The sequence below is a fragment of the Alkaliphilus serpentinus genome (assembly GCF_009017255.1).
Taxonomy (GTDB): domain Bacteria; phylum Bacillota; class Clostridia; order Peptostreptococcales; family Natronincolaceae; genus Alkaliphilus_D; species Alkaliphilus_D serpentinus.
In genome coordinates, this window is record NZ_WBZB01000017.1 from 41,850 (window position 1) to 54,650 (window position 12,801).

Genomic DNA, 12,801 nt, shown 5'->3' on the forward strand with positions numbered 1-12,801 from the left:
GAAAGTAATCCTATGAATTTTATGTACAAACTACAAAGTATTTTTTTGATTTTTGTGATAACTTATAAGAGTGTAGATTAATTATGAAAACGTATACAACTAAACAGTGGATAAGGGGGAGTTGGATGAAGGGGTCAAGAGCAAAGGTTCTATTTTTTGTTGTATTGATATCTGCTTTAATAACATCTCTAGTGATTTACGGGTCGAAGGCAATTTCTGGGATAATACCACTAGTATTGCTTGGTGGGGCAGTATTGTTGGGAACTACCTCAATATTATATCAGGTTTTTTTAAAACCCTTGAATAAAATTCAAGAATACATTCAAAAAATAAATCAGAATGACCTAATGTTTGAGGTTAAGGATGAAAACCTAGGGATATATAATGGAATAGTTGAAGATTTTAAAACCATGATATCCAACATGAAGAAGAATTTCAGGCAGGAGGTCCATATTGCAACAGAGATTGCAGAGGTTACCGGTCAGCTAAATGTTGTATCTAATGAATCTACCGAAACCATGTCAGCAATAGCCGCTTCTACAGAGATAACCTGTAAAAGAGGTGAAGAGCAATTTGCAATGCTGAATGAAATTGCAAAGGAAAATATGGGGATGATGGAAACCCTTAATAAAGTTAGTGCAGAAATGAATGGTACTACTGCCTTTACAACTGAAACCATCAGGGAAGCCCAAAGGGGAATAAATGCTACTGCTATAATTAAAGAAAAGATGGAAGAAATTAAAAAAGCTGTTGAAGAAACTGCCCAAAGAGTTGATAAGCTTAAAGGGGATTCCACTAAAATGGGAAGTATGATGGAGCTGATTGGTGATATAACAGAGCAAACCAACCTACTGGCATTAAATGCCTCTATAGAAGCAGCCAGGGCTGGAGAGCATGGAAGGGGCTTTATGGTTGTAGCTCAAGAGGTATCTAAGCTTTCACAGGATACTAAAGGAGTTTCAACAGAGATTGAAGAGATCCTTACAGTTCTACAAAAGGAAGTAGCCCTAATAGGCGAATGGATGAAGAAGGAAAAGCTTCAGGTGGAGGAAAGCTATAGATTAATAAATGAAACAGTAGAGGATTTTTATAAGGTTAATAATGCATTACAGTTAAGTGTTGACAAGGTTGAAAATATGAATAAAAGCATCATCAAGGTTAACGAACGAGGCAATAGCTTTGCAAAAAACATCGAGGATGCAGCAGCCTTCTCAAAGGAGATTTCAGCCCAGATGCAGCACTCCACAGCAGAGGTTCTTATGCAGGATGAAAGGCTTCTTAATCTTAAAACCATTACAAGCAAGCTATATGAGAATGCAGACAATATGCAGCAGTATATTACCAGTCAGGTAATGGAGGGTAAAATGCTGAAGGCAGTTAACTACATTAAAAATACCACAATAAATACCCCATTAAATCATCAAAGGGTTTCAGATCTACTAAAGGAAACTGGAATGGACGCTATTTATATTACCGACAACAAGGGTGTAGTATCCTATTGTAATAATCAAGATACCATAGGATTAAACCTATATGAGGTTGACAAGAGCTTCAGTGCCCTAAGGGAAGGAAAGGCTAAATACGTAGCAACTCCGGTGAAGAAAAGAGTAGAGGATGGTAGGCTTTTTAAATTCCTTGCCATCATAGATGAAAAAGGAATTATATACCAGGTGGGACTTTCGATAGAATCCTTATTAAAGTTTTAAATTTGAGAAAGATATTTTTATATACATATAAATTAAGGAGGAATAATCATCATGAAAGAAAAACAATATGTATTAGCTGTGCCAAACTTCAGTGACGGAAGAAGAAAAGAGGTTATAGAAGCTGTGGTTGAGCCCTTTAGAAATGCTGAGGGAGTTACTCTAGTTAGCTATGAACCAGAGCATGATTTCAACAGAACAGTAGTTACCGTGATCGGTGAGCCAGAGCCTTTAAAAGAAGCATTGCTACAAATGGCAGGCAAGTGCTATGAATTAATCAACATGGAGGAGCAAGAAGGAAGTCATCCGAGGATTGGTGCCCATGATACAATTCCGCTATTCCCCTTCAAAAACATCACCCTTGAAGAGTGTACTGCCTTGGCTGAAGAAATTGGAAAAGAAGTTTATGCAAGATACCAAGTTCCAGTATATTTCTCAGGACAAAATGCTCGAAATGAAGATAGAAAGGCTTTATCTTTCATTAGAAAGGGTCAATATGAAGGGTTAAAAAAGGTAGCCCATACCGATGAAAGAAAACCGGATATAGGACCAGCTGCCCTTCACCCAACAGCAGGTGCAACTATTGTTAGTGCAGATAGTGAAGGTTTAACAGCTTATAATGTTTTCTTAGCCACAGAAGATTTAAATATTGCTAAAGCCATTGCTAAAGGAGTTAGAGGACCAAGTGGTGGATTCTCAACAATCAGAGCAGTGGGAATCAAGTTCCCAGAGAGATCTGGTGTGGTTGTATCAATGAATATGTTTGACTGTGGAGCAACTCCTTTATATAGAGCCTTTAATTTTGTGAAACAAGAAGCAGCAAGATATGGGGTTATTGTAACAGGGTCAGAAATTGTTGGGCCAATAAAACTGGACTATGTCTTGAATTCTTTTGAATATTACTTAGGCTTAGAGAACTTCAGAAAAGATCAAATTCTTGAAACACACCTAATGAAATAAATAATAGTTTTTTTATATAACTAATATATCAATCAAAATTAATTAAAGGGGGACAAATTTATGAAGTATGATGTTGTTTTAAAAAATGCTAGAATTCCTCAGGGAAATGAAACTGTAGTAACACATATTCTGGTAAAGGATGAAAAAATCGCAGGTTTTGTTACTGACTTAGAAGGTATAGAATATGGAAGAGAAATCGATGCAGAGGGACATTTAACCCTTCCAGGCTGCTTTGACTCTCATACCCACTTTATGGATCCTGGCTTTACCCATAGAGAAACCTTCTTAACAGGATCATCCTCTGCTGCAGCTGGTGGATTAACCATGATTATGGATATGCCCTGCTGCTCAAAGCCTTCAGTAAGAGGTGTAGAAGAGCTAGAGCACAAGCTGAATGCCATTAAGGATCAAGCGGTTATTGACTATGCTATGTGGGGTGGAGTAACTGGCGAAGACATTAGAGCTGGTAAGAAGCAAATTGTAAAAGAACAAGCTGATTACGGTGTATGCGCCTTTAAAGTTTATATGACTCCTTCAGTACCTACCTATGAAAGGGTAACGGATCCTGAAATGCTTGAAGCCTTTAGATGGGTTGCAGAAACTGGAGTTCCAGTAGGAATCCATGCTGAAAACTTTGCGATGTGCGATTATTTTGTGAAGAAGTTCCAAAAGGAAGGTAGAACCGATGGTCCAGCTTGGGCAGAAGCAAGATGCGTAGAAGCTGAGCAGGCAGCCATTGAACTAGGAATTAACTTTGCTGAATCTACTGGTGCAAGACTTCACATTGTTCATATGAGTGCAGGAGTTGGTGCAAGATTGATAGGAGCTGCTAAAAAGAGGGGATTAAGTGTTACATCAGAAACCTGCCCTCACTATTTAATGCTTAACTATCAAGATGCAATGACCGAGCATAGACAATTTGCAAAAATCGCACCACCTTTAAGAACTAAGAAGGATAATGAAGAGCTTTGGGAAGGGTTAAGGAATGGAAGCGTAGACTTCATGGCTACAGACCACGCTCCATATGAAATTGCAACTGAGAAGGAAGGTCCAGGAATGGATATATGGTCAGCCTTCCCAGGTATCCCAGGTGTTGAAACTTTAGTTCCGATAGTAGTTAGTGAAGGGTATAACAAGGGAAGATTATCCTTAAGCAGACTTGTTGAAGTGCTTAGTACAGCACCTGCAAGACAATATGGTTTATATCCTAAAAAGGGTGCCACTATGATCGGTTCTGATGCAGATTTCACCATCATTGATTTAGAAAAAGAATGGACCATCGATCAAAAGGAAACCTATTCTATGGCTAAATACAATCCATTGCACGGAATTAAGCTAAAGGGTAAGCCAGTTAAAACGATTGTACGTGGAACCTTAGTATATGACGATAAGGAAGGTATTGTTGTTGAGCCAGGTTTTGGTCAATTTGTAAGACGTCAAAGAATAGAAAAGCTTGAAAGAACAATAACATACTAATTAGAGAACTATGAAAAATGGAGGAAAGAAAATGCCAAGACACGCGATATTAGTAATAGACATGTTAAACGACTTTGTAGGAGTTAAGGCTCCATTAAGATGCCCAGGTGGAGAAGAAATCGTTGCTGATCTACAAAAGCTATTTAAATGGGTAAGAAGCAGAAATAACGACGATGTTCAATTAGTTCATATTCAAGAAGCCCATAGAAAAAATGATGCAGACTTTAGAGTAAGACCCGTTCATGCTGTTAAGGGTTCTTGGGGTTCAGACTTCATCCCTGAGCTATATCCAGAGGGTGAAGAATATATTGTACAAAAAAGAAGACATAGTGCCTTTGCCCACACTGACTTAGATTTATTCTTACGTGAAGAAGCAATTGATACAGTAGTTGTTACGGGTGTTTGGACAAATGTATGCGTAAGAAGCTCTGCTACCGATGCTTTAGCAAATGCATACAAGGTAATCACCTTAAGTGATGCCTGCGCTTCTAAAACGGAAGAGATGCATTTAAATGGATTAAAGGACCTAAGTATATTCACCAAGATTATGACAGTTGATGAATATATTCAAGCTTGGGAAAAAGGTGAAGATCCATGGCTTGGCGGCGGAGACGCTGAAAATAAAGTAGAATAGTTTTAGCTAGAACCTGCCTATCCAATAAGATAGGCGGGTTCTAATGATAGTATGCCAACACTAGAAAGTGGTGAGGAGATGCGGATAGTTGTAGGAATATCTGGAGGAAGCTGTGGGATTTATGGTGTGGGACTCTTAAAGGTTTTACAGGAGCTTAATATAGAAACCCATCTTGTAGTTTCTACAATGGGGGAATATGTTGTTAAGCACGAATGTGGTATGGACTTAGATGAGCTAAAAGGCCTTGCAACCCATTATCACAATAATAAAGACCTTGCTGCACCAATATCCAGTGGATCCTTTAAAACCAACGGAATGATTATTATACCCTCCTCAATGAGAACCTTAGCAGCAGTAGCAAATGGTATTTCTGATAATCTACTGACAAGGGCAGCCGATGTAACGATAAAAGAGAGTAGAAGGCTTGTAATCGTCCCTCGGGAGACACCATTAAGCGTAATTCATTTAGAAAACATGCTAAAGCTCGCTAAGATGGGGGTTAGGATAATGCCAGCAGCACCAGGCTTTTACCATCAACCAGAAACCATTGAAGAGATTGTAAGCATTATAGTTGGACGAGCCCTAGACCAACTGGATATAGAGCATAATTTACTAAAAAGATGGGGCGGAGTTTAAAACGCACAACGGGGACGGTTCTTATTGGGCAATATAAACAACTCAAAAAGCAATAATATAGGTATAATTAAGAATTAAGAATATAAGACCGAAATTTGCAACTGCAAATATCCTCAACAATTCAACAATTCAACATTCAATATAATAGATTCTTATCAGAAAGGAGGGGCTAGATGGAAAGACAAATGCTGAGGGCTGCTTTAGATAAGTTAAAAAGAAAGGGCGTACTTCTAGAATGTAATAAGGAAGTAGACCCAAAGTTTGAGCTAGGAGCAGTCTTAAAACACTTTAGTAACGAGGTACCAATCCTATTCAAAAAGGTTAAAGGTAGTAAAATACCGGTTGTTGGGGCTATGTTTGGTGAAAGAAAAATCTATTATGATATGCTGGGAATCACCCATGAGGAAAGAATCTTTAAAATGATGGATGCTATAGCCAATCCAAAGCCAACAAAGCTATTGACAAAGGGCCCAGTAATGGAGAACATCATTACAAAAAATATCGATTTGCCTAAAATGTTTCCGATTCCAACCTTCCATGAAGAAGATTCTTCAAGCTACATAACAGCTGGCCTTGTAGTGATAAAGGATCCAGAAACCGGTCAAAGACATGTGTCTGTTAGAAGGCTTCAGATTAATGGCGGAAATGAAATGAGCGTACTGGTGGCATCGCCCCTTGCAAACAAGCAATATTTAGAGATGGAAAAGTTAAACAAACCACTGGAGATTGCTGTCGTTTTAGGGTATGATTATAGTATATTGTTAGCGTCTCAAATAAGCAGTGAAACCTATGGTGTAGATAAATATGAAGTGGATAGCGCCCTGCGGGGAGAACCATTGGAGCTTGTTAAGTGTCATAGCATAGATTTAGAGGTTCCAGCCCACGCAGAAATTGTATTTGAAGGTATTATGCCTCCCCATCGACGAGTTACTGAAGGCCCCTTTGGGGAGTTAATGGGATACTACGGCAATGTTGGTCCCCATCCAGTTATGGAGGTTAAAGCCATCATGCACCGTAACAACCCAATCTTTCAAACTGCCTTCCCTTCAAGGGAGGAGCATTTATCTAATGGGCTAATTAGAGAAATAGAGTTATACTCTGCTTTAAAGACCATGGTGGATGTAAAGGATGTCAATGTAACTGTATCTGGAGGCTGTAGATTCCATGCCTTTGCAGCTATAAACAAGCGAAATGCTGGAGATGGTAAAAGTGCCATTATAGCCGCACTAGCCAGCAGTAAGGATGTAAAGCACGTAGTAATCGTAGATAACGATGTAGATATATTTAGTCATGATGATATGGAATGGGCAATAGCATCAAGAGTGCAGGCATCAAGAGATTTAGTGGTTATACCTGGCGCCTTAGGGTCAGGACTGGAACCATCCCATGGATTGAATGGCGTAACCGACAAAATCGGTATAGATGCTACTAAACCACTAGGTGACGCTGGTAAAAAATTTGAAAGAGCAAAAATTCCTGGATTTGAAAAAATCGATATTGAAAAATATCTTCCAGGAATCAAATTATAGTAAGGGTGGTAATGGACAATGAAGCAAGCCTTAGGTTTTGTTGAAACTCGAAGTCTTGTTGCAGCAATTGAAGCAGCTGATGCCATGGTTAAGTCTGCAAATGTAAGAATCGTTGAATTTAACTATGTAGGATCAGGTGTAGTGGCAGTAGTTGTAGCAGGAGAGGTTGCTGCAGTGCAAGCAGCTGTAGCAAGTGGAGCTGAATCAGCAGCTCAAGTATCAGAGGTTATTTCCACTAACGTAATTGCAAGACCCCACGATGAGGTGGACAAGCTTTTAGATTAAAGTAAATTTTAGATGGTGGTGATAGGTTTGGCAAATCCATTGACAAGGGTCATAATGAATAATATTGCTGGAAAATCCATTCCCAATCATAAAGGTACCAGCAATGAAATAACTACCAGCTTAAAGGATCATGAAGAGCAATTGTTAAAGGGCATCATTAACAAAAATAAAAGAGTTGATAATATTAGGGATAAGAGCTATTCCACCAATAGACCACAACAGGTACATTTAACTTCTCTTACAGAGCTTGCTTCTAAATCCAGCAAGAATCCAGAGATGCTAGAAGATCCAGGGAAGGAAGGATTTACTCCTCCGGTTAAAAATGACGTCATGGTGAAAAAGCACGTAATTGCAGGGAATCACGTAGACCTGCTATCCCTTGGCTCCATGGCAAAAAAAGGTTCTATAAAGTAATGAACTCTTAATAGGAGGTGTGTAAATGAAGGCAGCATTAGGATTAATAGAAGCCATTGGTCTAACATCAGCCGTAGCAGCTTTGGACGCAGCCAGTAAGGCCGCCGATGTTAAGCTTGTAGGTTATGAAAAGGTAATAGGGGTTGATAAGGTTGTAAGTGTTACAATTCAGATTGCAGGTGAGGTAGCAGCCGTTAAGGCCGGTGTTGAGGCTGGTGTAGCTGCAGCCAATAAAATAGGCAGAATTGTATCAAGCCATGTAATTCCAAGACCCCATGAAGAGGTTGAGATGCTTATTAAAATCTTTGAGCAAAACTTAAAGGATAAAAAGGCTCCAGCATCAAACCCAGAGGTGGCAGAAAAACCCCAGGGTAAAACTAAAAAACAAGAAGCCAATAAATAAAAAGTCTAATAAAGATAAAAAATAAGGAGGATTTTAATATGAGTCAAGCATTAGGTTTGGTAGAAACTAAAGGTTTAGTAGGAGCAGTTGAGGCAGCAGATGCAATGGTAAAAGCTGCAAATGTTACAATCGTTGGATACGAAAAAATCGGTTTTGGTTTGGTAACTGTAATGGTAAGAGGAGATGTTGGAGCAGTAAAGGCAGCAACAGACGCTGGAGCAGAAGCAGCTAGAGCAGTAGGAGAGCTTTATTCTGTACATGTAATCCCAAGACCACACTCAGAAGTAGAAAGAGTTCTATTAAAGGGTGAATAATCTCTACAATCTCTATAGGTAGATACTCCATATGAGGGGGTAAAGCATGAGTCGATATAATCAGACCCAAAGAATCATAGAGCACCTAATACTAAGAAGCAATAGTTCCATAAGTAATCAGGGAGGCACCAAGCATTTGATGGTTGCATTAACTGGTACCAATATCAGCAGAGATCAGGTTTTTAATGATTTATCTTCCTTAAGCAAGGAAGGCTTTACCTATGATATTGTTCTTTCGGATAGCGGAGAAGAAATCAATGATATCAGTGAAATTCGCCGTTACTTAAATCCAAAGGAACTCTATACAGAAAAGCTTCCCCTAGCTAGAGAAGGATATCTGGAGGGTATTGATGGCTTTCTAGTGCCTTTAATAACTCAAAACACTGCTATTAAGCTATCCCTTGGTATACAGGATCAGTTGGTGCCTAGAATGCTATGGCAGGCTCTATGGCAGGATAAGCCTGTATGGATGAACTTCAAAGATCTATTACAATATAAAGGTCTAGCAACCAATAACCCCCATTTAATTGAAAAGCTGAAGGGAACAATTGCTGAATTAAAGAAGATGGGTGTTAGAGCCTACGAATTTCCTTTTAATATGGGGGAAGTCAAAAAGGTATTAAACTTTAATAAGAATAATACGGGGGACATGAAAGGATCAAACAATCCTAAGGTTGAGTTTAAAGGCAATGAAGAACGCAGGGTAATAACAGAGAGTGACATCTTGACTTCTAAGCCTTCCAATGGTGAAATAATGATTCCAGCAGGAGCTATTATTACACCCCTAGCTAAGGATACAGCAAAGGCACTGGGGCTTAAAATAGTTAGAAAGTAAACCCCGTCTAAAGGAGAGGGTACAATGCATATTGGCAGAGTCATTGGAACGATAGTGGCTACGAGAAAGGATGAAAGGCTTGTAGGGAGTAAGCTAATGCTTACCCAGCCTTTAAATATTGATGAAGTGCCTGTAGGTGATCCACTAATTGCAGTAGATACCGTTGGGGCTGGAATCGGAGAATTAGTTATTTATGCTAAGGGTACAGCCGCTAGACATGCTGCAGAAAAGCTTCAATCCCCAATCGACGCAGCTATTGTAGGAATTATAGACAATATAGATGTTTATCGTGATTTAATTAAAAAATAAATAAGGAGGGGAGTAATAAATTGTTAGACGTTAAATGTATAAAAACAGCTATGGAGTATAGAGAGCTGATAGATATACTAATGTCAGATAAGCACTTTGCTGATGTAGTATTATATCAAGGAAACGTTGTTAATGTACTAACTAGAGAAATCTATAGAGCAGATATCGCCTTTAAAGGAAAATATATTCTAATGGTTGGAGATGCAGAAAAGCTTATTGGACCGGATACGATTGTTGTAGATGTTCAAGGTAAGTATCTATCTCCTGGTTTTATCGACTCCCATATGCACTTCGAAAGTAGTATGTTAACGATTACAGAGTTCTCGAGGCTATCCATACCCTCAGGAACAACAACCCTTGTGGCGGATCCCCATGAAATTGGGAATGCCTTAGGACCAATAGGAATCAAAGCCATGGCTGAAGAAGCCAGTGTTGTTCCAAACCATGTACATTTGGTGGTGCCAGCCCTAACTCCAGATTCCCCGGATTTAGAGACAGCAGGCTATGACATTACCTCCAAGGATATGAAGGAAATTTTAGGCTATCCAAATGTTATTGGTATAGGAGAGCTACAGGGCTTTAGTAATGCCAAGCACGTTTATAGAAATACACCTGAAGTAATTACAGATTTATTAGCCTCCACCATATATGCTAGAAGTATTGGTAAAATGGTGGATGGAAATGCTCCTGAGCTTTTTGGGAATGAACTGGCAGCCCATATTATCTCCACAGCGGGTGAGTGCTCATGTCATGAGACCACTACAAAGGCAGAGTGTGTAGAAAAGCTACGTCAAGGCGTATATGTATTTATGCGGGAAGGATCCACCCAAAGGAATATGGCAGAATGTATTAGAGCCGTTACTGAAGAGGGTTTTGATTCAAGACGATGCATTTTAGCAACTGATGATATGGTGGCAGAGGATTTAGAAAAGCTAGGCCACATGAATGAAATTGTTAAGAGAACCATCAATGAAGGTGTTAATCCAGTCGAAGCTATTCAAATGGTAACCATAAATCCTGCAACATACTTTGGATTAAAAGACAGGGGAATATTGGCTCCAGGTAAGCTGGCTGATGTAGCCATCATAAGTGACATTAATAATATGGTAGTAGATGCTGTTTTCCTTGAAGGAAAGCTTGTGGCATCTCAGGGTAAGCTACTAATTGATCTGCCTACCTATACCTATCCAGATGAGGTTAAGCATTCTGTAAAGCGTAACCCAGTTACTGAAGAGGAGTTAAAGATTCCTGCCAATGGTAGCGAAGCAACAGTAAGATGTATTGGGTTAATTCCAGATCAAAACCTTTCAGATGATCATGAGGTGAGAGTAAAGGTTCAGCAAGGAGCAGTTCAAGCTGATGTAAGACAGGATGCCCTTTATATTGTTTGTGTTGAAAGGTATGGCAGAAACGGCAGTATCGGAAAGGCTTTAGTTAAGGGCTTTGGTTTAGAGCAAGGAGCCTTTGCAGAAAGTGTTGCCCACGATACCCATAATATTATGGCCGTTGGCACCAATCTAAAGGATATGGCAGCTGCGATAAACCATGTTATTGAAATGGGTGGCGGTTTAGCAGTAGCCAAAGGTGGAAGAGTGATTGATGATTTAAGACTTCCAGTTGGTGGCTTAATAACCGATGAGCTAACCGGACCAGAGGTAAGCTTAAAGATTGCTTCCATTGAAAAAACCGTTAAAGATCAATTAGGTGGTAAGGTTCATGCGCCATTTATGCATTTATCCTTCTTAGCTTTATCAACAAGTCCTAAGTGGAAAATTACCGATCAAGGCTTAATTGATGTTAACAACTTTGAAATTCTACCTCCTGTTGTAGAATAGGAGGCTATGAAAGGGGGACAGTCATAAACTTTACAGCTTTAGGTGGCACAAAAAAAGAAAGGTTGTATTAGCTTCAAAAAACATATACCAAAAATATGAGGGGGTTTTTTTGTGAGTTTAAGAACCGAAAGTAGTTTCTTAGAAAGAAGGTTTAAGTTAAGTGAACACAAAACCAATGTAAAAACAGAAATCCTTGCTGGTATTACAACTTTCATGACAATGGCGTATATCTTAATTGTAAACCCATTGATTCTGTCTGATGCAGGAATGGATTTTGGTGCAGTTTTCACTGCTACTGCACTTTCATCAATTGTCGCAATTTTAGTAATGGCTTTTTATGCTAATTATCCCTTTGCTTTAGCACCTGGTATGGGATTAAATGCATTTTTTGCCTACACAGTTGTTCTGCAAATGGGTTATTCTTGGGAATTTGCCCTTACAGCAGTTTTAATTGAAGGTATAATTTTTATACTAATGTCTTTTGTTAATGTAAGGGAAGCAATTATTAACTCTATTCCAATCAATCTTAAGCATGCAGTATCCGTTGGAATTGGATTATTTATTGCATTCATAGGATTAACTGGTGCTGGAGTAGTTAAAACAGGAAATGGAACCATTGTTGCCTTAGGAGACTTAACAGCAGCAGCTCCTTTACTAGCCCTTTTAGGTATTGTTATTACAGGATTCCTATTGGCTAAAAAGGTAAAGGGTGCTCTTCTATTCGGTATCCTTGCTACTACCATCATAGGTATACCAATGGGAGTAACCCAATGGCCAGGTTGGAATCTTATAAGTGCTCCTCCTTCATTATCACCAATATTCTTCAAATTTGATTTTGCCAATATATTCACCTTTGATATGCTAGTTGTTGTATTTACCTTCTTATTTGTAGATGTGTTTGACACAGTTGGTACATTAATAGGTGTATCATCAAAGGCAAATATGCTAGATAAAGAAGGTAAACTTCCAAGGGCAAAGCAAGCTTTATTTGCTGATGCTATAGGAACAACAGTAGGTGCTTGTTTAGGAACCAGTACAGTTACAACCTATGTTGAAAGTGCTTCTGGAGTTGCAGAAGGTGGAAGAACTGGTTTAACAGCCCTTTCAACTGGAGCCATGTTTGCAATAGCTCTATTCCTTTCACCGCTATTCATCATGATCCCTTCAGCAGCAACTGCACCAGCATTGGTATTAGTAGGTCTATTCATGATGTCACCTATCAAGAATATAGATCTTGATGATTTTACAGAAGCCATTCCAGCCTTCCTAACAATCATCATGATGCCTTTAGGCTACAGTATTGCTGATGGTATAGTATTTGGTATCGTTTCATATGTATTATTAAAGCTTTTCACTGGTAAAGGTGGTAAAGTATCTCCAATACTATATATATTAGCTGTGCTATTTGTCTTAAAATTCCTTGTTCACTAATAGTGGATTATAGGCCATAGGAAGTTAAGGAATAATT

14 protein-coding genes are annotated in these 12,801 nt (G+C 38.9%); all 14 read left to right on the forward strand.

Annotation, left to right across the window (positions count from 1 at the left end; all coding sequences use genetic code 11):
- Positions 1-125: 125 nt before the first annotated feature.
- The 14 genes from F8153_RS06660 to F8153_RS06725 all read left to right on the forward strand — a co-directional run bounded on the left by F8153_RS06660 (position 126) and on the right by F8153_RS06725 (position 12,764).
- Positions 126-1,706, forward strand: a complete 1,581-nt coding sequence (locus F8153_RS06660; RefSeq protein WP_192929697.1) for a methyl-accepting chemotaxis protein — start codon at positions 126-128, stop codon at positions 1,704-1,706.
- 51 nt (positions 1,707-1,757) lie between these two features.
- The gene (ftcD, locus tag F8153_RS06665) at positions 1,758-2,663 is read left to right on the forward strand and encodes a glutamate formimidoyltransferase (protein ID WP_151865601.1); all 906 of its coding nucleotides are present in this window, start codon (positions 1,758-1,760) and stop codon (positions 2,661-2,663) included.
- A 60-nt stretch (positions 2,664-2,723) separates the two neighbouring features.
- Positions 2,724-4,139 carry a dihydroorotase gene (locus tag F8153_RS06670; protein ID WP_151865602.1) on the forward strand — a complete coding sequence of 472 codons (1,416 nt, stop codon included), beginning with the start codon at positions 2,724-2,726 and terminating at the stop codon, positions 4,137-4,139.
- A gap of 31 nt (positions 4,140-4,170) precedes the next feature.
- Positions 4,171-4,773 carry a cysteine hydrolase family protein gene (locus F8153_RS06675; RefSeq protein ID WP_151865603.1) on the forward strand — a complete coding sequence of 201 codons (603 nt, stop codon included), beginning with the start codon at positions 4,171-4,173 and terminating at the stop codon, positions 4,771-4,773.
- A gap of 51 nt (positions 4,774-4,824) precedes the next feature.
- Positions 4,825-5,409 (forward strand): UbiX family flavin prenyltransferase, encoded by a 585-nt coding sequence (locus F8153_RS06680; protein WP_330577757.1) that lies wholly within the window; start codon positions 4,825-4,827, stop codon positions 5,407-5,409.
- 173 nt (positions 5,410-5,582) lie between these two features.
- Positions 5,583-6,938: a UbiD family decarboxylase gene (locus tag F8153_RS06685; RefSeq protein WP_151865604.1), complete on the forward strand. Its 1,356-nt coding sequence runs from the start codon at positions 5,583-5,585 to the stop codon at positions 6,936-6,938.
- An 18-nt stretch (positions 6,939-6,956) separates the two neighbouring features.
- Entirely contained in the window at positions 6,957-7,223 is a 267-nt protein-coding gene (locus tag F8153_RS06690; RefSeq protein ID WP_151865605.1) for a BMC domain-containing protein, read from the forward strand.
- 27 nt (positions 7,224-7,250) lie between these two features.
- Positions 7,251-7,637 carry a hypothetical protein gene (locus tag F8153_RS06695; RefSeq protein ID WP_151865606.1) on the forward strand — a complete coding sequence of 129 codons (387 nt, stop codon included), beginning with the start codon at positions 7,251-7,253 and terminating at the stop codon, positions 7,635-7,637.
- A 25-nt stretch (positions 7,638-7,662) separates the two neighbouring features.
- The gene (locus F8153_RS06700; RefSeq protein ID WP_151865607.1) at positions 7,663-8,040 is read left to right on the forward strand and encodes a BMC domain-containing protein; all 378 of its coding nucleotides are present in this window, start codon (positions 7,663-7,665) and stop codon (positions 8,038-8,040) included.
- 38 nt (positions 8,041-8,078) lie between these two features.
- Positions 8,079-8,354: a BMC domain-containing protein gene (locus F8153_RS06705; RefSeq protein ID WP_151865608.1), complete on the forward strand. Its 276-nt coding sequence runs from the start codon at positions 8,079-8,081 to the stop codon at positions 8,352-8,354.
- A 46-nt stretch (positions 8,355-8,400) separates the two neighbouring features.
- Complete coding sequence (locus F8153_RS06710; RefSeq protein WP_151865609.1) at positions 8,401-9,189, forward strand: hypothetical protein; 789 nt, start codon at positions 8,401-8,403, stop codon at positions 9,187-9,189.
- Positions 9,190-9,213: 24 nt separating this feature from the next.
- Positions 9,214-9,498, forward strand: a complete 285-nt coding sequence (locus F8153_RS06715) for a EutN/CcmL family microcompartment protein (protein WP_151865610.1) — start codon at positions 9,214-9,216, stop codon at positions 9,496-9,498.
- 20 nt (positions 9,499-9,518) lie between these two features.
- Complete coding sequence (ade, locus tag F8153_RS06720; RefSeq protein ID WP_243136924.1) at positions 9,519-11,333, forward strand: adenine deaminase; 1,815 nt, start codon at positions 9,519-9,521, stop codon at positions 11,331-11,333.
- 111 nt (positions 11,334-11,444) lie between these two features.
- Positions 11,445-12,764 (forward strand): NCS2 family permease, encoded by a 1,320-nt coding sequence (locus tag F8153_RS06725; protein ID WP_243136925.1) that lies wholly within the window; start codon positions 11,445-11,447, stop codon positions 12,762-12,764.
- Positions 12,765-12,801: the final 37 nt, after the last annotated feature.